Annotated in this window: 14 protein-coding genes and 1 pseudogene; 9 read left to right on the forward strand and 6 right to left on the reverse strand. The window is 56.5% G+C overall.

The window, feature by feature from the left end:
- From EV680_RS10125 to EV680_RS10135, 3 genes and pseudogenes are all read left to right on the forward strand, one after another.
- Positions 1-605 (forward strand): annotated as a pseudogene (locus tag EV680_RS10125) (calcium-binding protein); the annotation flags it as partial.
- Between the two features lie 153 nt (positions 606-758).
- On the forward strand, positions 759-2,237 hold the full coding sequence (ubiD, locus tag EV680_RS10130) for a 4-hydroxy-3-polyprenylbenzoate decarboxylase (protein WP_132954636.1): 1,479 nt from the start codon (positions 759-761) through the stop codon (positions 2,235-2,237).
- 470 nt (positions 2,238-2,707) lie between these two features.
- Positions 2,708-3,727, forward strand: coding sequence for a 2-keto-3-deoxygluconate permease (locus EV680_RS10135; RefSeq protein ID WP_132954624.1), 1,020 nt, complete (start codon positions 2,708-2,710; stop codon positions 3,725-3,727).
- 56 nt (positions 3,728-3,783) lie between these two features.
- Here EV680_RS10135 and EV680_RS10140 read toward each other — a convergent pair whose 3' ends face one another.
- Entirely contained in the window at positions 3,784-4,029 is a 246-nt protein-coding gene (locus EV680_RS10140; RefSeq protein ID WP_132954625.1) for an META domain-containing protein, read from the reverse strand.
- A gap of 175 nt (positions 4,030-4,204) precedes the next feature.
- A complete protein-coding gene (locus EV680_RS10145; RefSeq protein WP_132954626.1) occupies positions 4,205-5,968 on the reverse strand; it encodes an L-lactate permease in 1,764 nt (587 codons plus the stop codon).
- 478 nt (positions 5,969-6,446) lie between these two features.
- Between EV680_RS10145 and EV680_RS10150 the strand changes: the two genes are divergently transcribed.
- Positions 6,447-7,229, forward strand: coding sequence for a FadR/GntR family transcriptional regulator (locus EV680_RS10150; protein ID WP_132954627.1), 783 nt, complete (start codon positions 6,447-6,449; stop codon positions 7,227-7,229).
- A gap of 622 nt (positions 7,230-7,851) precedes the next feature.
- On the opposite strand, the gene mnmC1 is transcribed toward EV680_RS10150, so the two are convergent.
- Together mnmC1 and EV680_RS10160 are read right to left on the reverse strand one after the other, a co-directional pair.
- Entirely contained in the window at positions 7,852-9,486 is a 1,635-nt protein-coding gene (gene mnmC1 / locus EV680_RS10155) for an FAD-dependent 5-carboxymethylaminomethyl-2-thiouridine(34) oxidoreductase MnmC1 (RefSeq protein ID WP_132954637.1), read from the reverse strand.
- Positions 9,483-11,675, reverse strand: a complete 2,193-nt coding sequence (locus EV680_RS10160) for an AsmA family protein (RefSeq protein ID WP_132954628.1) — start codon at positions 11,673-11,675, stop codon at positions 9,483-9,485. The genes mnmC1 and EV680_RS10160 overlap by 4 nt, the downstream gene beginning before the upstream one ends.
- 136 nt (positions 11,676-11,811) lie before the next feature.
- On the opposite strand from EV680_RS10160, the gene EV680_RS10165 reads away from it, so the two are divergent.
- The 3 genes from EV680_RS10165 (at position 11,812) to EV680_RS10175 (ending at position 16,467) form a co-directional block, all read left to right on the forward strand.
- On the forward strand, positions 11,812-12,690 hold the full coding sequence (locus tag EV680_RS10165) for a chorismate mutase (RefSeq protein WP_132954629.1): 879 nt from the start codon (positions 11,812-11,814) through the stop codon (positions 12,688-12,690).
- A gap of 136 nt (positions 12,691-12,826) precedes the next feature.
- Entirely contained in the window at positions 12,827-14,866 is a 2,040-nt protein-coding gene (gene recG / locus EV680_RS10170) for an ATP-dependent DNA helicase RecG (RefSeq protein ID WP_132954630.1), read from the forward strand.
- A 326-nt stretch (positions 14,867-15,192) separates the two neighbouring features.
- Entirely contained in the window at positions 15,193-16,467 is a 1,275-nt protein-coding gene (locus tag EV680_RS10175) for a hypothetical protein (RefSeq protein WP_132954631.1), read from the forward strand.
- Positions 16,468-16,622: 155 nt separating this feature from the next.
- Here EV680_RS10175 and EV680_RS10180 read toward each other — a convergent pair whose 3' ends face one another.
- The gene (locus EV680_RS10180; RefSeq protein WP_132954632.1) at positions 16,623-17,369 is read right to left on the reverse strand and encodes an amino acid ABC transporter permease; all 747 of its coding nucleotides are present in this window, start codon (positions 17,367-17,369) and stop codon (positions 16,623-16,625) included.
- A 470-nt stretch (positions 17,370-17,839) separates the two neighbouring features.
- Between EV680_RS10180 and ribF the strand changes: the two genes are divergently transcribed.
- Both ribF and ileS read left to right on the forward strand, forming a co-directional pair.
- Positions 17,840-18,769, forward strand: a complete 930-nt coding sequence (gene ribF, locus EV680_RS10185; protein WP_132954633.1) for a bifunctional riboflavin kinase/FAD synthetase — start codon at positions 17,840-17,842, stop codon at positions 18,767-18,769.
- A 132-nt stretch (positions 18,770-18,901) separates the two neighbouring features.
- Complete coding sequence (gene ileS / locus EV680_RS10190) at positions 18,902-21,682, forward strand: isoleucine--tRNA ligase (protein ID WP_132954634.1); 2,781 nt, start codon at positions 18,902-18,904, stop codon at positions 21,680-21,682.
- Between the two features lie 33 nt (positions 21,683-21,715).
- On the opposite strand, the gene EV680_RS10195 is transcribed toward ileS, so the two are convergent.
- Positions 21,716-22,180, reverse strand: coding sequence for a hypothetical protein (locus EV680_RS10195; protein WP_132954635.1), 465 nt, complete (start codon positions 22,178-22,180; stop codon positions 21,716-21,718).
- Positions 22,181-22,408: the final 228 nt, after the last annotated feature.

The following is a 22,408-nucleotide window of genomic DNA, read 5'->3' on the forward strand; positions in this document are numbered from 1 at the left end:
TTACCGTAGAAGGTGACGGCAGCGATAAAAACGACCGGCTTTATGGTTGGGACAGTATCGATATTCTGCACGGCGGTTTGGGCAATGATTACATGAGTGGTGAAAACGGTAACGACAAACTGTATGGCGATGAAGGCAACGACAGCCTTTATGGCGGTAATGGTGACGACCATTTAGACGGCGGCGAAGGAAATGACCGTTTGGAAGGCGGTAACGGTAACGATATGTTGCTGGGCGGCAGCGGTGACGACAAATTATACGGCGGCAGCGGCAACGACACGTTGATTGGCGGCACAGGCAATGATTATTTGGAAGGCGGCAGCAATGGTGCCGATACCTATATCTTTGCAGCCGGCCACGGCAAGGATATTGTGAGTGATTACGGCAGCAAAGTTGAGCATATCGATACGCTGATTTTTGAAGAGGCTTTGTCGCCGGATGTGTTGTTTGAGAAAAGTGGCAATGATCTGATTGTGAAGGCTTTTGGCAATGAGGAGCAGGTGAGCGTGTCGAATTATTTCAGCAGTGGCGCTTATCGTTATGTGCAGTTTGCTTTTGAAGACAAGATGTTGTCAGCGGCGGAGGTGTCCTCGGCGATTGTTTAAGGGCTGTTGTTTGTGATGCAGGCCGTCTGAATGTTCAGACGGCCTATTTGCTGTTTGGCGCAACAAGCGTATTCAGGCCGTCTGAAAGCGGCTATAATCGCGGCATTATCCACCACAGGCCGTCTGAAGGTTTCAGACGGCCTTATAAATATGATGAAATATCAAGATCTGCGTGATTTTATGGCCAAGCTCGAGCAAGAGGGCAAGCTCAAGCGCGTTGGTTTGCCGGTGTCGCCGCATTTGGAGATGACCGAAATTGCCGACCGCGTGTTGCGCGCCGCGGGGCCGGCTTTGTTGTTTGAAAATCCGGTGCGCGCCGATGGCAGTCGTTATGGTTATCCGGTGTTGGCCAATTTGTTCGGCACCACCGAGCGGGTGGCGATGGGCATGGGTGCGAAGGATATTTCCGAATTGCGCGCCATCGGCCAAACGCTGGCTTACCTGAAAGAGCCGGAGCCGCCCAAAGGCATTAAAGATGCGTTTGCCAAGCTGCCGTTGCTGAAGGATTTATGGAGCATGGCGCCGCATGTGGTGAAAAAAGCGCCGTGTCAGGAAATCGTGATGGAGGGCGCGGATGTGGATTTGAGCGTGCTGCCGATTCAGCATTGTTGGCCGGAAGACGTTGCGCCGTTGGTGACATGGGGGCTAACCGTTACTCGCGGGCCGCACAAAAAGCGCCAGAATCTGGGCATTTACCGGCAGCAGGTGATTGGCAAAAACAAGCTGATTATGCGCTGGCTGGCGCACCGTGGTGGCGCGTTGGATTTTCAGGCACATAAAAAAGCGCATCCGGGCGTGCCTTATCCGGTGGCGGTGGTGCTCGGTTGCGACCCGGCCACCATTTTGGGCGCGGTCACGCCGGTGCCCGACACTTTGAGCGAATACCAATTTGCCGGCCTGCTGCGCGGCTCGCGCACGGAGTTGGTGAAATGTATCGGCAATGATTTGCAGGTGCCGGCGCGGGCAGAAATTGTGCTCGAAGGCGTAATCCACCCCGATGAAACGGCGCTGGAAGGCCCTTATGGCGACCACACCGGCTATTACAACGAGCAAGATTATTTTCCGGTGTTCACGGTTGAACGCATCACCATGCGTGAAAATGCGGTTTACCACAGCACCTACACCGGCAAACCGCCCGATGAGCCGGCGGTGTTGGGCGTGGCGCTGAATGAAGTGTTTGTGCCGCTCTTGCAAAAGCAGTTTCCCGAAATTGTCGATTTCTATCTGCCGCCGGAAGGTTGCTCATACCGCATGGCGGTGGTGAGCATCAAAAAACAATACGCCGGCCACGCCAAGCGGGTGATGATGGGCTGTTGGAGCTTTTTGCGCCAGTTTATGTATACCAAGTTTATCGTGGTGGTGGATGATGATGTGGACTGCCGCGATTGGAAAGAAGTGATTTGGGCGATTACCACGCGCATGGATCCGGTGCGCGATACGGTGCTGGTGGAAAACACGCCGATTGATTATCTGGATTTTGCCAGCCCGGTGAGCGGATTGGGTGGCAAGATGGGTTTGGACGCCACCAATAAATGGCCGGGCGAAACCAGCCGCGAATGGGGTAGGGTGATTGAACGCGATGCGGCCACGGTGGCAAAAGTGGATGCGATGTGGCAGGAATTGGGGCTGTGATGGCGGCCGGATTTTTTGTGTGGTTTTAAAGGCTGGGCAGGCCGTCTGAAAAAAGTTTCAGACGGCCTTTTTCGATGGTGCGTCGGCGGGTTCTTGAATTCGATTTTGGCTTGGCGGCCAAATGTCGGATGCAAGTATTCGACCTACGGCTGCTGAAGCTGTGCTTTAGGCCGGTCTCCTGCCTGCACAGGCGCGACGGAAAGAGCGTTTTGTAAAGGTCTTAAACATTGTGATGCTTGGCTGCGGATTCTGTTATATATCTTTGATTTTAAATAGTTAAAAGGCCGTCTGGACGTTTTCAGACGGCCTCGTTTAATCTTGCGGATGGGGCAGATGCGCTTAGGCAGGCGAGTGCATACTTTATAAGTATCACGGCATATTTATTCCATATTAGACAAGGCAGGTGTGTTTGCCTACGCTTCGGCGTGTGTGCGGCTTGAAATAATAATGAAACCACGAGGAGCGGCGATATGGATAATCTTTTATATAAGCTCGGCAAAATACCCGGCGCGCTGATGATTTTGCCGCTGTTTTTGGGCGCGCTCATCAACACGTTTGCGCCGGCCATTTTGCATATCGGCAGCTTCACCACGGCTTTGTTTAAAAATGGCGTGCCGGTGTTGATTGGTTTGTTTTTTATGTGCATCGGTGCGCAAATCCAGCTGAGGGCAGCCTTGCCAGCGGTGGAAAAAGGGTTGGTTTTGCTGCTGGGTAAATATTTGATGGCGGTGGCGGTGGGCTTGGGCGTGGCTTTTTTAATGCCCGATGGCACGCTTTGGGGGCTGTTGCCGCTGGCGATTATTGCGGCTATGTCTAATTCTAACGGCTCTCTGTATGTGGCGCTCACCGGCCAATTCGGCAATAAAACCGACCGGGGCGCGATTTCTGTGTTGTCACTCAATGATGGGCCGTTTTTAACCATGGTGGCGCTGGGCACGGCCGGTTTGGCCGATTTGCCGCTGGTGGCTTTGTTTGCTGCGATTTTCCCGATTATTTTAGGTTTTATTTTGGGCAACAGCAGCCGCTTGGTGCGCGAATTTCTGGCGCCTGGGGAAAAGCTGATTATTCCGTTTGCGGCTTTTGCAATTGGCGCGGGCATTAATTTTTCGGTGCTGCTCACATCGGGCATGATCGGCATTGTGTTGGGCTTGATGACGGTGCTGCTCTCGGGCGGCGGTGCGATGTTGTTTCTATACGGCTGGTATGCCTTGCGCAAGCGGCCGCGGCCTGCCCGCAATGTTTTGGCGGGGGCTTGTGAATCGGCGGTGGCAGGCAATGCTATTGCCACGCCGGCGGCCATTGCGATGGTGGATCCACGCTTTGCGGGCATACAGGATGCGGCCACAGCACAGATTGCTACGGCGGTGGTGGTGACGGCTTTTTTAAGCCCGTTTGTGGTGGCTTATATTAATCGTTGGCAGCGCCGGCGCGGCATCAGCCCGGAGCAGGAAGAACATTATCTGCAATCGCGCCATCCAAGCGGCGGCTGATGGCCGGCTGGCCAAACACAAAGCCGCCCATCGGGCGGCTTTGTAAGGAGTGCGGCTTATTGCGCGGCAGGTGCAGATGCTTCGCCTTGAGCCGGGCGCTCGAAGCCTTTAGATTTCATGCAGGCATCGAATTGTGCGCGGTCTTGGCTGCCGCCTTGGATGGCGGCGCATTCTTGCAGCGCTTGCTCTACTGCGGCGTTGCCGCCGGCAGCTTGCTGCTCCGGCTGGGGGGCTTTATCGCCACTGTTGGCGCAGGCAGACAAAATCAGAGCAAAAGCGGCGGTTGCCAATAATTTTTTCATGGGTAAAACCTTTCTTCATTGGGTTGAAGGCTTTTCAGACGGCCTGAAAAGCTGTCTGCATTTTTACAGACACGGGCTTATAGAGTAGATACTTGCCAATTAAGTTTCATTTTTTTTCGCAAACGGGCAATAAAAAAGCCCGCTTGAAGCAGGCAGGCTTTTGTTTTGGCAAGGATTATGCTTTTTTGCCGCCCAGCGACATAATGCCGAAAAAGAGCAGCGGCCAAGCCACGGCCACGCCCCACCAAGCGATGCTGCCGGTGATCAGCGCCTGCCCGATCAGGCCGGCTTGCACGATATAGTAGAGCATCGGAATCAGCGTTTGGCGGATCACTTCGCCTTCGCGGTTAAGCAAGCCCACCACGGCGGCAGCGGCCACCACGTTGTGCACGGAAATCATATTGCCGGCCGCGCCACCGATGGCTTGCAACGCCACCACGATGGAGGATAAATCGGCATTGAGGCCGATTTGCTGCGCGGTGGAAAATTGAAAATAGGAAAACATCATATTGCTGACGGTGTTGGAGCCGGCAATAAAGGCGCCGAGCGCACCGATCCACGGGGCGATATTCGGCCACATGCCGCTAAACCAGTCGGCCGCGCTGTGTGCCAGCACCATCGGCATCGAGGGCAGAGCGCCGGCGGCGCTCATGTCGCCCGATTGCGAGTTGATAAACACCTGCACCATGGGCACGGCCAAAAAGAGGGCGGGCGCGGCGGAAATCAGTGTTTTACCGGCATCACCCCAGCCGCGTTTGAAGCGTTTGATGTCCATTTTGAAAATGAAAATGCAGGCAATGGCCGCGATAATCAGAATGGTGCCGGGCGAATAGCCGAATTGCACTTTGCTGGTGATGGCGCTGCCAAACAGGTTGGGTAAAGTGATGGTGGTCATGTCGCCGGTGAGAAAAGCCTTCAGGGGCTTTAAAGCGCGGGTGAGAATCAGCAAACCAATCACAATCACATAGGGTGAAAAGGCGCGAAACACCGAAAAAGTAGGGGTGTTGTCGTCGTCATGGGTTTTACCGCTGAGGGTGCCGAGCCAGCGGCTTTCCCAGCGATCTTTAGGCGGAAAATCAAAGGTTTCTTTCGGCACAAACCAGCCGCGCTTGGCTGCGGGCACCACCAGCATCAAGCCGATAAAGCCGCCCACCATAGAGGGGAATTCGGGGCCTAAAAAGCGCGCCACCAGATAATAGGGCACGGTGAAGGCAATGCCGGCAAAAATGGCGAATTTCCAAGCTTTCAAGCCTTCGCGGAAAGAGCGCTTTTCGCCGTAAAAGCGGGTGAGCATGCCGCACAGAATCAGCGGAATCAAAAAGCCCACCAGCGCATGCAGCAAGCCCACGTTGCCGGTGATTTGCTGCAAATATTGCTCCACGGTTTGCGGCGTAATGGCGGCGGTAACATCTTCTTTATTGTTGATGCCCGACCACACGCCCACGAGCAGCGGCGTGCCCACCGCGCCGAATGACACCGGCGTGGATTGGATAATCAAAATCGACATCACCGAAGCCATGGCCGGAAAGCCCAGCGCCAGCAAGAGCGGGGCGCCCACGGCAGAAGGCGTGCCGAAGCCGGAAGAGCCTTCCACCAACGAGCCAAACAGCCACGCCACGATAATCACCTGCACGCGCCGGTCGGGCGACACATCCATAAAGCCTTGGCGGATAGAGTGAATCGCGCCGCTTTCTTTGAGCGTGTTGAGCATCAAAATGGCGCCGAACACGATATAGAGAATGGTGAGCGCCACAATCATGCCGTTTACTGTGGCCGCTGCCACCACCGCCGGCGCGGCCTGCCAGAAAAACACGGCCAAAAGCGCCGTGACCACATAGGCGATGGCCATGGAAATTTTGGCCGAAAGCTTGAACACCACCAGCAGTAAAAACACGGTGATGATCGGGGCCAGGGCCAGCAAAGTGTTGAGAATATTCATTGCTTCTCCGATGAAATGGGTTGTTGTCGTGAAAATGCCGGCCATTATCCGGCGTGGCTTAGGTAAATTGGTCAGACCAATTTAGCAGGGCGTGCTACACTTTACAAAAGGCGACATAAGCGGTCAATAGGCTTGCGCAGGCAAGAAAGAGCGATTATTGTCGATCTGCCTTTCGGCTTGGATGTTTGATTTTATCAACTTAATGATTTTAATCAATAATATTTGATATTTTTGATGTGTTGCGAATGTGAATGATTGGGCAAAATTTTCTGAAAAATGTTTGAAATCCGGCAGGATGATGCAGTGTCGATTGTGTTAAAAAATGTGTGGTGCGCCAAAATTGGTTTGCTTGCCCGACCAATTCAACGGCAGGCCGTCTGAAAACGGGCGCTGAACATTAAACCGGCACATTGCTGCGGTTCAGACGGCCTGCTACAAGCTTGAATGATTGTATTGGATAAATAAAAAGGCAAAATCGATGAATGCACAAACCATTATCAAACCTCAAAAAATCAGCGAGCAGATTTTGGCGGTGTTGGAAGCGCGCATTGTGTCGGGCGAATATCCCGTCGGCAGCAAGCTGCCGCCCGAGCGGCGGCTGGCCGAAGCATTCGGCGTGTCGCGCCCGTCGGTGCGCGCGGCGCTGAAAATGCTGGTGGCGCGCCAAATGCTTGAGGCGCGGCAGGGCGATGGTTATTATGTTTCCGCCAAGCCGCAACAGGATTTTCTGCTCGGCTGGCAAAGCCTGCTCGGCAATCATCCCGATTGGGAGGCCGATGTGTTTGATTTCAGCCGCAGCATGGAAGGCTGCATGGCTGCGCTGGCAGCCGAGCGGCGCACCGATGCCGATTTGAAGCGGATTGAATTTTGGTTGCAGAAATTTGAAGAGGCTTATCAAAGCCGCAACCGGGCGCACCAAGAAGAAGCCGATATTTATTTTCACCAAGCCATCGCCGAGGCGGCGCACAATATTTTGTTTGCCCAGCTTTCAGGCGGCCTGCTCAATCTGCTTTATCGGCAAACGCGCAGCCACATTATGCACACCGAAATCATCGACGACCCGCGCCCCACCTTGATCAAGCACCACCGCGCCCTGTTTACCGCAATTGCAAACAAGCAGCCGCGAGAAGCCGCCGAAATTGCCGAGGGACATTTGCGCTATGTGGCCGACAGCCTGCGGCAAGACCGCGAATACCTCAGCCGCAGCGAGCATGCCGACACCTTGGCGCAGCACGATGCGCAGCGGGCGGGCGAATGGTAGGCCGTCTGAAAACGATAGTGAAATCAAAGAAAAACTGACACAAAACTGATAACTTTCAAGTTGTGCGTAGCGTGTGTGGCATAGTCATGCATGCGGTTTAAATGGCTTTTGCTTGTGTGGCCGGGGCATATGCTTTGCGCCGGCCCGTATGAGTTTTTTATTCAGTCCACTCTGGCGAAATGAAGAATAAAGTGGCATGCGATTGATTTTATAAGGCCGTTTGAGTTTTGTCGGGTTACGCCTGCGGCTGATCCAATTTAGGTTCGCTTCAGTTTTGCAAAGGCCGTCTGAAAACTTTTCAGACGGCCTTTTTTTTGTTGATTCAATGATTTATATCTAGGGTCTGTTCACAATTCATCTCGTGGCAATCTTTTGGCTCAAAAACGCGCCTGCTGCGTTGAAAATGCTCGCAAGGTGTCCAACCTTGCTGCGCTTTTCGCCTTGCAAGCGCGCTTTTGCGCTCAAAATCTTACGCACGGATGAAATGTGAACAGACCCTAGTGAAATGCAAGAAAAAGTTACATAAAACTACATTTTGCAACGGCGTAGGTTGGGTTGATAAACCCAACGTTTCAGACGGCTTGTGGATTTGTTGGGTTTACAACCCAACCTACCCGCTGTCTCACTTTTTTGTGCATTTCACTATATTGGGATTTTCAAGCAGGTTTTGCTGTTGCACGATGGCGCGCACGATGGTGCGGTTGGGATGCAGCGCGGTGCGGATGCGTTGTGAGAGCGGGTCGGGCAGGCCGAGGATGGCGGCGGCGATGCTCTGGGCGCAAATGGGGGCGGTGGCGAGGCCGCGGCTGCCGTGGGCGCTGTTGATGTAGGCGTCGGGCAGATAGGGGCAGGGTGTGTTGAGGCGGTAGTTTTTATCAAGCGCCAAGCGCTCATAGGCTTGCTGCATGGCGGCGATGTGGCCGAGGGGGCCGGCTATGGGTAGATGGTCGGGGCTGTCGCAGCGCAGGGCGGCGTGGCCTTTGGGGATATTGTCGGCAAGGGATAGGCCGTCTGAAAGCAAATCGGCGGCGAGATGGGGATGAAGTTTGGCCAATTCGGCGCGGTTGGCTATTTCATCGGCCATCTGCCAATCGCTTGTGCGCTGTTGCGGCAGAAAAGTGGCGCCGTAGCAATGCAGGCCTTGCCAAGCAGGGCTGATGTAGCTGGCGGCGGAAAGGGCGCAGCGCAGTTTGGCCGATTGGGGGCTGGCGGCGGCGAGGCTGGTTTGGCCGCGAATCAGCCGCCAGGGCAGGGCGGCGACATTGCAATCGGCCATCTGCGGGCTGTGGGCGCCGGTGCAGTAAACGATGTGGCTGCCGTGAAACAGGCCGGCAGGCGTGCGGGCTTGCCAGCCATGGCCGTTGTGAGTGGCGGATAAAAGCGGCGTGTGGGTATGCAGGGTGATTAAGGGATGGTCGAGCAGGGCGTGCACCAGCGCCGGCGGGTTGAGCCACACGCCTTGCGGCCAGTAAAGCGCGCTTTGGCTGATGGTGATGCCGGCGATTTGGCCGGCTTCGGCGGCGGAAACGGTGCGGTAAAGGTGGGCGTGGTGGCGCTGGCGGCCGAGCGCTTGGTTGCGCTTGGCTTCGGTGGCGTTGTGATCAAGATGCAGCACGCCATCGCCGCCCCAGCAAGCGGCTTCGGGCAGGAGGCGTTGCAACAGGCGGCGGCTGTGGCCGTAGCCGCACAAGAGCAATTCGGTTTGCTCGGTGGGGTGGGCGGAAATTTTGGCATAAAGCAGGCCTTGGCGGTTGCCGGAGGCGGCGAGGGCGGGCGCGGCGGCTTCAAGCACGGTAACGGGCAGGCCGTGTTCGGCCAAGGCGCGGGCGGTGGCCGCACCGGCAATGCCTGCGCCGATAATTAGCGCGCGCTCGGGCGCGGTGCGGCTCGCGGGCGGGGTGAACCAAGGCTTTTGCGGCTCGGCTTTATTTTGTGCCACCGGCTCGGTTTGCCAGCACACGGGCTGCGGGAAATGCTCGTGCAGGCGGCTTGCATTGGCGGGGGGCAGCAGCCATAAGTGCACATCGGGCAGAATATCGTTCAGCGCGTTGACACCGTTAAACTGAATGCAGCCGCTTTGTGCATTAATGGCTTGCTGCAATGCCTGCTCGAGCGCAGAAGGGCTTTCAGACGGCCTGAACTCGGACAGGCTCAAATCGGGTAGGCACACGGCCAAGTAAAGCGGTTTTTCATGCGCGGCAATGGCGCGGGTAAGCTCGGCCGTTGGCGGCGGGGCGTTCCAGGCGAGGATATTCATGGTGTGTGCCGGAGGCCGTCTGAAAGTGTGCGCGATTGTTTGAGCCATTGCCATTGCTCTTTCAGGGTTTCGGCCAGCGCGCGGCGCTTTTCTTCGGGGGTGTTGAGGCCCAGAGTGAGGCGCGGATAATCGAGGGTGACAGAAGGATTTTCGGCGGGGCCGGTGATTTTCAGCGGCACGGGCTTGGCGCTGCGGTTGCGCGCATTGCGGATGAGCAGGCTCTCGGAGAGCATTTGGGTGTTGAAATCGATGCTGCCGCTGCTGCTGATCAGCAAGGTGTCGGACACGAGCTCGGTGTTGTCGTGGCGGCTGATGCCGCCGCTGATGTCGCTGCTCATGGAAAAGCGGCTGAACGGGGTTTGCACATCGGTGCTGTAGCCGCCGATGGCGGCATTGTCGCTGGCGCGACTGAGGATGTTGCGCATGTCGAAGCCTATCATGGCACCGTCGGCCACATTCAATTGCAGGCTGCCGGCCAGGGTTTGGGTGAGGCTTTTGCGGTTGTCGCCGCGTGCGGTGATGTCGATGATGGCGTTGCCGGTGCCGCTGATGTTGTGGTAGCCGAGCAAATCTTGCAAGAGCGGGCGGATAAGCACATTATCGGCCGCCTGCTGCAAATGATAAACCGGCGGGCTGGTGTTGGCCATGCTGATGCCGCCCTCGGTGCGGCCGCCGTAAAGGCCGGCGCTTAAGGCAGTGAGGGCGATGCGCTCGCGGTTGGCAAACATGCGGGTGGTGAAATCATCGGCTTGCAGGCCGCCGGGCAGGGTGAGGCTGCCGATTTGGATTTGCGCTTCGATTTCGGGCGTGGCGGCCTGTTGCAGCAGCTCGGGGTAGCGTATGCCGGCCGGTGCGGCCATGTTGAAATAAGGGGCGAGGTTGAGCCGGGCGAGCTTGAGGCTGCCGCTAAGCTTGGCCGGCGCGGCATCGGCGCTATAGGCGGCTTCTATGGCGGCGGGTTGGCGGTCAAACAGACCTTGCAGGCTGGTTTGCCATTGGCGGCGGTTAGCAGAGAGCGTCAATGCGCCCTGCAATTGGCTCACAAAGCGCTGCCGCGGTGTGGTGGCGGGGTTGTCTTGCAGGGTGCTCAGGTTGAGCGCGCTGATTTTCCAGCCTTGCGCCTGCTGCCATTGCAAAGGGCCTGATGCGGTGAAACTGGTTTGCACCGCGCCGATTTTGTGGCTGCCGTTGATTGAAAATTCGGCCAGCGTGGCCACGGTGGGGCGCAGGCTGATTTTGTTGAGCGACAAAGTGCCGTCCCATTGGCCTGTTTGCGCGGTGCCGGCGGTGAACACGCTGCTGAGCTCGTTGATTTGGGTGAGCTCGTTTTGCCGGGTAATCAGCGGGCTTTGGGCGCTCAGGTGCAGATTGTGCTCGGGGGAATCGGCGCTGATGCGCAGATTGGCCACGCGTAGATTGCGCGCATCGGGCTGCCAGCTCAAATCAGCATCGGCCGTGAGCTTGGCGCTGGTTTCCCAGCGTTCGGCTTCGGCTTCGATATGCAGATCGGGCACAGCCCAGGTGTGGTTTTCCAAGTTGAGCGTGCCGCTGCTCTGCCAGGCAATGCTGCCGCGGCGGCTGCTTTCTGCGCTGCCGCCGAAAGTAAAGGGCTTGTCGGGCGCTTGTAAATCGCGGCTGTTGAGTGAGAGTTTGCTGAAGCGGTAGCTGTGGGTGGGCAGGTAAAGGTTGAGGCGGCTGTCGTTGATAATCAGACGGTTGATTTGCAGCGGCCTGCCGCGCGCTGCCCATAAATCTTGCAGGCTCCAGCGCCCTTCTGCGTCGCGGAAAAGCTCGACATCGGCGCGGTTGACCACCCATTTTTCGATTAAGGTGCCGCCGCCGAAAAGATTGCGCCAAGCCAAACCGATTTTCATTTCGTCGATATGCAGGGCGGTGGCGCTGCTGTGCGGCTTGCTGAGAGTAAGGTTGCGCAGGGTGACGGTGGGGCGCGGAAACCAGCTGCGGCCGATTTGCGCATCAAAGCGCACGCTGCGGCCGCTGCCTTCGATGCCCTCGTTGAGCAGGGTTTGGATTTTGGCCGCATCAAACATCTGATAAAGCGCAGTGTAGAGGCCAAGCGCCAGCAGCAGCATGGTGAAGCCGCCGAAGATAATCAATTTGAGCCAGAATTTGCCCGAATGCAAAAAGCGCGCCAGCATAATGGAAACACACAGAATAACAGCGGGCAAGTATAGCACAGAAGCGGGCAGAGGCTGCGCGGGCAAAAGCTGAACGGTAAAAAACGCCCACCGTGAAATGACGGCAATATTGGCACACAAGCAAGATTATTGCTACTATCCTGCGATAACTTTATCGGGAGCCGACATGATTATCGTAATGCAAAAGCAAGCATCGAGCGAGGCGGTGGCGCGGGTGATTGAGCTGATACGCGGCCGCGGCCTGCAAGAGCATATTTCGCAGGGCGAGGAGCGCACCATTATTGGCGCGGTGGGCGACGAGCGGGTGCTTCATCCGCACGAAATCGAGAGCCTGCCCGAAGTGGAGCGCGCCATACGCGTGCTCAATGCCTGGCGCATCGTCAGCCGCGAAGCGCAGCCGCAAAACAGCATAATCACCGTGCGCGGTGTGGCTTTCGGTGCGGAAAAAATGCTCGATATCACCACGCTGCCCGAGCGCGCGGCAGCGGCAGATGCCTTTTTTGCCGACCCGTTTTACCTGCCCTACAGCCCTTATGCCGCCGGCGGCAGCGGCAATGAAAAAGAGCAGGTGCGCGCCATGCAGGCGCTTTTGCAGCAACATCATGCGGCGGGCAAGCCGGTGTTGGTGCGTATACGCGATGTGCGCCAAATCGAGCCGGCGCTTTTGGCCGAGGCCGATGTACTTTATTTGGGCGGCGAATTGATGGGCAACCGCACGCTGCAAGATGAAGTAGGCCGTCTGAACACGCCGGTGGTGTTGTGTAAAGACAAACACCACCGCGCCGATGAATGGCTGGTGGCCGCCGAGCATATAGCCTTGCGCGGCAACCATCATATTATATTGGGCGAAGCGGGCACGCTCAGCTTCGAGCCGGAGCACACTTACCGGCTGGATGTGGACGCCATCGTGCGCGTGCGCAAAGAGAGCCATCTGCCGGTGCTGGCCAACATCACCCGCCTGTGGCACGGCGATATGCCGCAAGAAGTGCTTTATAAGCTGGCCGCCGCGGCGGGTGCCGATGCGGTGGTGAGCAGCCTGCCGTAATCATCAACACACACCAAGGCCGTCTGAAAGCTTTTCAGACGGCCTTGGTGTGCTTTCTGAAAGCGTGTGCCGGAAAACCCATCTGCGGTCGAAATCGTTTAAAATGGCCGCTTGAAACGATTAATCTTTTTTCCACATGATAGCCGACCATCAAAAGCTGCTGAAAATCACCGACACCACGGCCAAAAAGCTTGAAAAGCTGCACCTCAACACGCCGTGGGAATTGGCGCTGCACCTGCCGCTGCGTTATGAAGACGAAACCCACATCACGCCGATTGCCGATGCGCCCGTCGGCGTGCCTTGCCAGGTGGAAGGCGTAGTGCTGCATCAAGAAGTGCAATTCAAGCCGCGCAAGCAATTGATTGTGCAAATTAAAGATGCTTCCGGCAGCGTGCTGCACCTGCGTTTTATCCATTTTTATCCCAGCCATCAAAAGCAGCTGGCCGAGGGCAAACGCATCCGCGCGGTGGGCGAAATCAAACACGGCTTTTACGGCGATGAAATGATTCATCCCAAAATCCGCGATGCCGAGGGCAGCGGCCTGGCCGAAAGCCTCACCCCGATTTACCCCACGGTAAACGGGCTCAACCAGCCCACTTTGCGCCGCATCATTCAGACGGCCTTGGAAAGCATTCCTCTCTACGACACCTTGCCCGATGAATTATTAGGCCGTCTGAAGCTGCCGCATTTGGCCGAAAGCCTGCGCCTTTTGCACGCACCGCCGCCCGATTACACCATACACCAGCTCTCCGACGGCACTTTGCCCGCATGGCAGCGGCTGAAATTCGACGAGCTTTTGGCGCAGCAATTGTCGATGCGGCTGGCGCGGCAAAAACGCCTCAGCGGCGATGCGGCACCTTTGCGCGGCAGCGGCGCGTGGTCGGATAAATTGCTGCACGCGCTGCCCTTTGCGCTCACCGGCGCGCAAGCACGCGTGTTGGCCGAAATCCGCACCGATATGGCGCAAACCTTCCCCATGCACCGCCTGCTGCAAGGCGATGTGGGCAGCGGCAAAACCATCGTGGCCGCGCTCGCCGCGCTCACCGCCATCGAAGCCGGTGCGCAAGTGGCGGTGATGGCGCCCACCGAAATTCTGGCCGAGCAGCATTATTTAAAGTTCAAACAATGGCTCGAGCCGCTGGGTTTGAGCGTGGCGTGGCTTTCGGGCAGCCAGCGCAAAAAAGCGAAAGCGCAAAACAAAGCCGCACTTTCAGACGGCCTGATTCAGATTGCCGTGGGCACTCACGCGCTGTTTCAAGACGATGTGCAGTTTCAAAATCTCGGCCTCGTGATTGTGGACGAACAACACCGCTTCGGCGTGGCGCAGCGGCTGGCGTTGAAAAACAAAGGCGCGGATGTGCACCAATTGATGATGTCGGCCACGCCGATTCCGCGCACTTTAGCGATGAGTTTTTTCGCCGATTTGGATGTGTCGGTGATAGATGAATTGCCGCCCGGGCGCACGCCGATCAAAACGCGGCTGGTTAACAGCGTGCGCCGCAGCGAAGTGGAAGGGCTGGTGTTGGGCGCGTGCCGCAAAGGGCAGCAGGCTTATTGGGTGTGCCCCTTGATTGAAGAGAGCGAAACCTTGCAGCTGCAAACCGCCACCGAAACGCAGGCCGCTTTGCAGGCTGCCTTGCCCGAGCTCTCGATCGGCCTTGTGCACGGGCGCATGAAAGCGGCGGAAAAAGCCGAAGTGATGGCCGAATTTTCCGCAGGCCGTCTGAATGTGTTGGTGGCCACCACCGTGATTGAAGTGGGCGTGGATGTGCCCAATGCCGCCCTGATGGTGATCGAGCACGCCGAGCGCATGGGCTTGGCGCAGCTGCACCAATTGCGCGGGCGGGTGGGGCGCGGCGCCGCAGCCAGCGCTTGTGTGTTGCTTTTTGCCGAGCCTTTGGGCGACATCGCCAAAGCGCGCCTGAAAGTGATTTACGAGCACACCGACGGCTTTGAAATCGCGCGGCAGGATTTGAATATCCGCGGCCCCGGCGAATTTCTCGGCGCGCGCCAAAGCGGCGTGCCCATGCTGCGCTTTGCCAATCTGGAAGAAGATCTGCCCCTGCTCGAAGCCGCCCGCAATATCGCGCCGCAATTAATCGACGAGCGGCCGGATATTGTCGAGGCCCATCTTGCCCGCTGGCTGGCCAGCCGCGAAAGCTATTTGGGCGTGTAATACCCATCCAAAAAATAACCTTACAAAATAAAAGCAGTTCGGCAGCATCATCCGCGTAGGTCGGATTCTTGAATCCGACGCTTGGCCGGCGGCCAAAGCGATGTGCGTGCCTTGTTCTGCGAACAAGTGTCGGATTCGAGAATCCGACCTACAGGCTGCCTGTGTGTATATTATTTTTTTGAATGGTATAAAACGTTTCAGACGGCCTGCGAGCTTCTGCCTTGTTAAAGGCGGTTTTAGTGAAATCGATTTTGATAAACCGAAGTTGTTTGCCTGAAAGTCAAGCCAAGGCCGTCTGAAAGCCTGGGCAACCCGAAAGCCTGTGTATGAAACCGAAACGCCTCACGCCGCAACAGCTCAAAACCCAGCAGCAGCTCGACCGCATTTCCAGCGCCTTCAAGCAGGCGATGGCGGCGGCACAATATCCGCAAGCCATGCAAGAAGCGTTGCGGGCGCACAAGCTGATTCCGCAAGCGGTGGCGCCGCTGAGCGATGCGGCCACGGCGGCGGTGAAAGGCAGCTTGTGGCATGAAGCCATTGCGTATGCCAAAAAAGCCTTGCAGCGCCAAAGCGGCCACCTCAATTCGCTCGATGCGCTGGCGCATGCTTATGGCGGCCTGCACGATTGGGCAAGCTGCCGCACCTACGGCCTGCAAGCCTTGCAGCTGCGCGACAGCCAAGTGATGGCCGCGCTTGATGCACCGCCGCTGCCCGCTTTGCCGGCAAACGGGCCGGGCAAACAGATTATCTCGTTTTCATTATTCGGCAACCGCGCCGAATACATCGAACCTGCGGTGATGAACACCGAGCTGGCCGCGGCGGTGTATCCCGGTTGGGTGTGCCGCTTTTATGTGGATGGCAGCGTGCCCGAGCCGGCATTGCAGCGCCTGCGCGGCAACGGTGCCGAAATCGTGCGCGTGCCGCCCGAGCTGGAGGGCTGGCCGGGCACCATGTGGCGCTTTTTGGCGCTGGATGATGCCGAGGCGGCGCGGGTGATTTTCCGCGATGCCGATTCGGTGATTTCGCCGCGCGAAGCACGCGCCGTGGCCGAATGGGTGCAAAGCGGCCGCTGTTTCCACACCTTGCGCGACGGCGGCACCCACACCGAATTGGTGCTCGCTGGCTTGTGGGGCGCCCTGGCCGGCGCTGTGCCCGATATGCGCGGCAAGATGCAGGCTTATGTGGATGCGGGCGTGGCTTCACGCCATTTTGCCGACCAATGGTTTTTGCGGGAAAATATCTGGCCTTATGTGCGCCAAAGCCTGTGCGCCCACGACCGTATTTTCGGCTTTATGGATGCCGCGCCTTTTCCCGACCGCGCACCGTTTGATTACGACCATTTCCATGTGGGCTGCAACGAGGGCAACGCCGGCTTTCGCGCCACAGTCAACATCGCCGAGGGCACACCCGTGCGCTGGAGTCTGTTCAGCAAAATCCACCCGCTGCCGGCGGACGGCTACACGTTTGCCACGCAGGATGAACGGCTGATCTGCACTTATGAAAGCGTGGTGGCCGGCAGCGCGGTGGCCGGCTCGATTCCACGCCGCTACAGCAAAGGCATTGCCGACGGCCGCAGCCGCATCACGGTGATGCCGTGTTAGGGTCTATCAGGGCGCGGCAAATGTCGGATACAAGTATCCTACAAACCATCGCGTACGTTGATTTGAATAGCAACAACAAGGCCGTCTGAAAGGAAAACACCTGCATTGCGCAGGTGTTTTCCTTTCAGACGGCCTTAAGCTTTTTTATCACAACCCTAACGCTGCGCCGTGTTATAGCGTTTTTCCAACCATGAAAACAGCCAGCTCAAACACATGGTCATGGCCAAGTAAATCAGCGCGATGGTGTAGAGCGGCTCTTCGTAAATCGAGAAGCGGCCGGAAATGGTACGCTGCACATAAGCGAGCTCGGCCACGGCAATAGCGGATAAGAGCGAGCTGTCTTTCAGCAAGGTGATGAATTCGTTGGCCAAAGGCGGCAGCATGCGGCGGAAGGCCTGCGGCAGAATCACATGGCGCATGGCCTGCGGATAAGTGAGGCCGAGTGAGCGCGCCGCTTCGATTTGGCCTTTGTCGATAGACTGAATGCCCGCGCGCACGATTTCGGTGATGTAGGCGCCCGCGTTTACCGTGAGCGCCAGCGTGCCGGCAATCAGCGCGCCGTAATTGCGGCGCAATTCCACCGCCAAATCGCCGCTGATGAGCCAGCCGTCGGTGGGGTTGATCAGCGCCACCGCCCAGATGAAATACCAAATAAATATTTGAACAAACAAAGGCGTGCCGCGGAAAAGGGTGACGTAAATCAGCGAAGCGGTGCGCAAAAGCCAAGCCAGCGCGCGGGTGAAGCGGTTGCCTTTTTCAAAGCGGATGATGCGCGCCAATGCGCCAAAAAGCCCCAGTATCGTGCCGCCCAGCGTGGCCACCACGGTGAGCCCCAAAGTGGTGAGCGCGCCGTAGAAAAACATCTCGCGGTATTCATAAATAATATCAAAACGAAAATCCATATCGGCTTCTTTTATTATTAGAAGGCTCTGAATAACTCATGATGAAGGCTTTTACCGCCCTTTTTACGCTATGCTGCGTTGGGGGTTTGAGGAAATAGAACCACTATTTTCTCAAAACCCCGCCTTGCCTAGCATAAAAATGCCGGCAAAATCCATGCACCAGAGTTTTTCAGAGCCTCCTTTAGTTTGGTGTCGGTGGAGCGGCGCGTGTAAGACCCGCCGGGAAACGCGCTATTTTACAAGAAAAACCGCCGCTTGGAATGTTTAATTTGCAAGCATGCCAAATCATCGGCGGTTGGCTTGGATTGTTGACAATCTTTACATCATCATGCCCGCGCGCTGCGGAAAAGTCAAAATGCTGTGCCGCATGGCAGGCCGCTTGAGCGTTTCAGACGGCCTGCCAAGGTTTCTTAAAAGCCCGATTGCGTTTACAATGGCGCATTATTCTAAAAACACGTAGACCACCCCTAATGAATGTTTGGTTCGGGCAAACGCAAGCCCCCGATTTTCCGCAAGGCGCCGCGGTAACCATCGGCAATTTCGACGGTGTGCACCTGGGCCACCGCCATATTTTGCAGCGATTGAAAGAAGAAGCCCAAAGCCGCGGCCTGCCGGCCGTGGCGATTGTGTTTGAGCCGCAACCGCAAGAATTTTTCGCACGCAAGCTCGGCCGCGAGCTGCCTTACCGGCTCACGCCTTTGCGCAGCAAATTGCAGCTTCTGCGCGACACCGGCTGCCTTGATGCGGTGTGGGTGTTGCGTTTCAATCAAGCTTTTGCCGACATCGGCGCACAAGCATTCATCAGCCGCCTGCTGCGGCAAAGCCTCAACACCCAATATCTGCTGATTGGCGACGATTTCCGCTTCGGCACCGGCCGCGAAGGCGATTTTGCCATGCTGCAAAACCAGCGCGGCATGGTGGTGGAGCGCACACCCTCGGTGATGGTGGAAAACATCCGCGCCAGCAGCACCGCCATCCGCCAAGCGCTTTCAGACGGCCGCCTTGATTATGCCAAAAAGCTGCTCGGCCACGATTACATGCTCAGCGGCCATGTGAAACACGGCGCCAAGCTCGGCCGCACCATAGGCTGCCCCACTGCCAATGTGCAGCTTGCCCAATATCATTATGCTTTGAGCGGCGTGTTTGTGGTGGAAGCCGAGGGCGCGTTCGGCAAAAAACGCGGCGTGGCGAGCTTTGGCTTCAACCCCACCGTGTCGGCCAGCCGCCGCCAAAAGCTGGAAGTGCATGTGTTTGACTTTGAAGGCGATTTATACGGCCAGCGTTTGAATGTGCGCTTTTTGCACAAATTGCGCGACGAAGAAAAGTTCGACAGCATCGACGCGCTGCAAGCGCAAATCTGGGCCGATATGGATGCCGCACGCCATTGGGTGGCAGCGTAAATCTGCAGGCAGCTGCTTGAAAACCTTATAAACCCGCCCTAATTCCGTTACAATATATTCTTGCTTTTCAGACGGCCTTGCATGCTTGATAAGGCCGTCTGAAACCACATAACGAAGCACGAGAAAAACAAAATGACCGATTACAGCAAAACCGTAAACCTGCTCGAAAGCCCGTTTCCCATGCGCGGCAATTTGGCCAAACGCGAAGGCGGCTGGCTGAAAAGCTGGTATGAGCACAAGCGCTATGAAAAGCTGCGCGAAATCGCCCAAGGCCGGCCGAAATTCATTCTGCACGACGGCCCGCCCTATGCCAACGGCGATATTCACATCGGTCATGCCGCCAACAAAATTCTGAAAGACATCATCTTGCGCAGCAAAACGCTGGCGGGCTTTGATGCGCCTTATGTGCCCGGCTGGGATTGCCACGGCCTGCCCATCGAATTGATGGTGGAAAAGCTGCACGGCAAAGATATTCCCGCCGCCCGCTTTCGCGAATTGTGCCGCGAATATGCCAAAGAGCAGATTGCGCGTCAGAAAAAAGACTTTATGCGCCTGGGCGTGATGGGCGATTGGGCACACCCTTATCTCACCATGGATTTCCAAACCGAAGCCGAAACCGTGCGCGCGCTGGGCGAAATCTATCTGGCAGGCTATCTTTATCGCGGTGAAAAGCCGGTGCAGTTCTGCCTCGATTGCGGCTCTTCGCTGGCCGAAGCCGAAGTGGAATATAAAGACAAAATATCGCCCGCCGTGGATGTGGCTTATCGCTTTAAAGACAACGTCGCGCTGGCCAAGGCATTCGGCCTGAGCGAAATCGGCGGCGAAGCCTTTGCCGTAATCTGGACCACCACACCGTGGACGCTGCCGGCCAGCCAAGCCATCAGCGCCGGTGCCGATGTGGTTTACCAATTAATCGACACGCCCAAAGGCAAATTGGTGCTGGCCAAAGATTTGGCCGAAGAAGCGCTCAAACGCTACGGCTTTGAAAACAGCGCCGTGTTGGCCGAAACCGGCGGCGCCAAGCTGGAAAACCTGCATCTCGAGCATCCTTTCCTCGAGCGCGATATTCCGATGCTCAACGGCGACCACGTTACCACCGAAGCAGGCACGGGCTTGGTGCACACTGCCCCTTCGCACGGCTTGGACGATTATTTCGTGTGCCTGAAATACGGCATCGAATTGGATAATCCGGTAAACGGCGAAGGCCGCTACCGCAGCGATGTGCCGCGCGTGGCCGGCCTCACTGTGTGGGAAGCCAACCCCGTGATTACCGAATGGCTGCAAGAAAACGGCCGCCTGCTGGCCGACACCAAAATCGAACACAGCTATGCGCATTGCTGGCGCCACAAAACCCCGCTGATTTACCGCGCCACCGGCCAATGGTTTATCGGCATGGACAAGGCCGGGCACGACGGCAAAACCCTGCGCAACAAAGCCATGAAAGCGGTGGACGACACCGAATTTTTCCCCGCTTGGGGGCGTGCACGGCTGGAAGCCATGATTGAAGGCCGCCCCGACTGGGTGGTGAGCCGTCAGCGCTATTGGGGCACGCCGATGACGTTTTTCGTGCACAAAGAAAGCGGCGAATTGCACCCGAAAAGCGCCGAATTGCTCGAAGAAGTGGCCAAACGCATTGAAAAGAAAGGCATTGAAGCATGGTTTTCGCTCGATGCTAAAGAATTGCTGGGTGAGGAAGCCGCCGATTATGAAAAACTCAACGACACGCTCGATGTGTGGTTTGATTCCGGCAGCACCCACTTTTCCGTGCTCAAGCAGCGCGAAGAATTGGCTTGGCCTGCCGACCTTTATCTCGAAGGCAGCGACCAGCACCGCGGCTGGTTTCAATCATCCATGCTGATCGGTTGCGCCACCGTGGGGCGCGCGCCTTACAAGCAATTGCTCACCCACGGTTTCGTGGTGGATCAAAACGGCCGCAAAATGTCGAAATCGCTCGGCAATGTGGTGGCGCCGCAAGAAGTGTACAACGAATTCGGCGCCGATATTCTGCGCTTATGGACGGCTTCCACCGACTACAGCGGCGAATTGGCGATTTCCAAAGAAATCTTGAAGCGCGTTACCGAAAGCTACCGCCGCATCCGCAATACTTTGAGCTTTCTTTTTGCCAACCTGAGCGATTTCTCGCCCATCGAGCATGCGGTGCCGCAAGACCAAATGGTGGAAATCGACCGCTATGCCATGATTTTGGCACGCCAATTGCAAGAGCGCCTGGCCGGTGATTTTTACCCGCGCTATGCCTTTCACTTTGCCGTGAAAGACATCGTGGCTTTTTGCTCGGAAGATTTGGGCGCGTTTTACCTCGATATTCTCAAAGACCGCCTCTACACCACCCAAGCCGACAGCCACGCGCGCCGCAGCGCCCAAACCGCGCTTTACCACATCACCCGCAGCTTGGTGCTGCTGATTTCGCCGATTTTGTGCTTCACCGGCGAAGAAGCGTGGGACATTATAGGCGGCGGCGAAGAAGACAGCGTGTTGTTCCATACTTGGCACGAATTCCCGTCGATCAACGAGAAAAGCGAAGAAGCGCTGCTGAAAAAATGGCAGGCCGTGCGCGAAGTGCGCGAAGCCGTTACCGCCGCCATCGAGCCTTTGCGCGCCGATAAATCGGTGGGCTCTTCTTTGCAGGTCGAAGTGGCCATCACCGCGCCGGATGCGCTGGCAGGCTACCTCAAAGCGCTGGGCGAAGAATTGCGCTTTGCCTTGCTGGTGTCTGAAGTGAGCGTGGCCAAAGGCGATGAATTGGCGGTGGCGGCCAAGGTGAGCGGCGGCGAGAAATGCGAACGCTGCTGGCACTACACCGATGATGTCGGCTCGGTGGCCGCGCATCCCACGCTTTGCGCCCGTTGCTCGGAAAACGTGGATGGCAAAGGCGAAACGAGACATTACGCTTAAACGCTGAGGTTGTGAAAAAGGCCGTCTGAAAGATTATTCTTTCAGACGGCCTTTTTGTTGAATAGAAAACACACACACTGGATGCAGGCCGGGTGAAACCTTTGCAAAACTTCCTTTCCGTCGCTCCTGCGCAGGCAGGAGCCCAGCCTGAAGCACGGCTTGAGTTGTCAGGCAGGTAGCCGCCATCAAAAAAGAAACAATCAAATAGTTTGATTTTATAGATAATTGATTATTCTCGGAAATGTGTGATACCAATCCAAAAAATAACCTAACTTCGTTGTCTCGCCTTGCCTTACTATCTGTACTGTCTGCGGCTCGCCGCCTTGTTAGCTTACTTTTTTGAATTGGTATGAGATAAGCAAAGCGCTGCGTTGCACTGGGCACCCGCCTGCGCGGGTGCGACAGATATCCGGTTTTGTAAAGGTCTCCGGGTTTATGGAAAATGAGGGCGGAAAAGGCGGAGTGTGTTTTTACGCCTGAATGCTGATGTTGTGGCAAAAGGCCGTCTGAAAGATGGGTTTCAGACGGCCTTTTATGCTGGATAAAATGTTAAAATCACGGCCATGGATACATTAAAAACTTTACCCGCTATTGAGCAGCATCTTGCAGCGCACGGCTTGAGCCTGCTTTATATAGTAGAATGCCTAAAAAACTTACACAAATATCATGACCTATCCACTTCATATCCGTAAAAAAATCCTGGCCGAGTTGGCGCACAGTACTTAC

Source organism: Uruburuella suis (genome assembly GCF_004341385.1).
Classification (GTDB): domain Bacteria; phylum Pseudomonadota; class Gammaproteobacteria; order Burkholderiales; family Neisseriaceae; genus Neisseria; species Neisseria suis.

Excerpts from the sequence above, each read along its gene's own strand:
- EV680_RS10175 (WP_132954631.1), top strand. The coding sequence starts at position 15,193 with ATGAAACCGAAACGCCTCACGCCGCAACAGCTCAAAACCCAGCAGCAG.
- ribF (WP_132954633.1), top strand. The coding sequence starts at position 17,840 with ATGAATGTTTGGTTCGGGCAAACGCAAGCCCCCGATTTTCCGCAAGGC.
- EV680_RS10140 (WP_132954625.1), bottom strand. The coding sequence starts at position 4,029 with ATGAAAAAATTATTGGCAACCGCCGCTTTTGCTCTGATTTTGTCTGCC.
- ileS (WP_132954634.1), top strand. The coding sequence starts at position 18,902 with ATGACCGATTACAGCAAAACCGTAAACCTGCTCGAAAGCCCGTTTCCC.
- EV680_RS10180 (WP_132954632.1), bottom strand. The coding sequence starts at position 17,369 with ATGGATTTTCGTTTTGATATTATTTATGAATACCGCGAGATGTTTTTC.
- EV680_RS10165 (WP_132954629.1), top strand. The coding sequence starts at position 11,812 with ATGATTATCGTAATGCAAAAGCAAGCATCGAGCGAGGCGGTGGCGCGG.
- mnmC1 (WP_132954637.1), bottom strand. The coding sequence starts at position 9,486 with ATGAATATCCTCGCCTGGAACGCCCCGCCGCCAACGGCCGAGCTTACC.
- ubiD (WP_132954636.1), top strand. The coding sequence starts at position 759 with ATGAAATATCAAGATCTGCGTGATTTTATGGCCAAGCTCGAGCAAGAG.
- EV680_RS10145 (WP_132954626.1), bottom strand. The coding sequence starts at position 5,968 with ATGAATATTCTCAACACTTTGCTGGCCCTGGCCCCGATCATCACCGTG.
- EV680_RS10135 (WP_132954624.1), top strand. The coding sequence starts at position 2,708 with ATGGATAATCTTTTATATAAGCTCGGCAAAATACCCGGCGCGCTGATG.
- EV680_RS10150 (WP_132954627.1), top strand. The coding sequence starts at position 6,447 with ATGAATGCACAAACCATTATCAAACCTCAAAAAATCAGCGAGCAGATT.
- recG (WP_132954630.1), top strand. The coding sequence starts at position 12,827 with ATGATAGCCGACCATCAAAAGCTGCTGAAAATCACCGACACCACGGCC.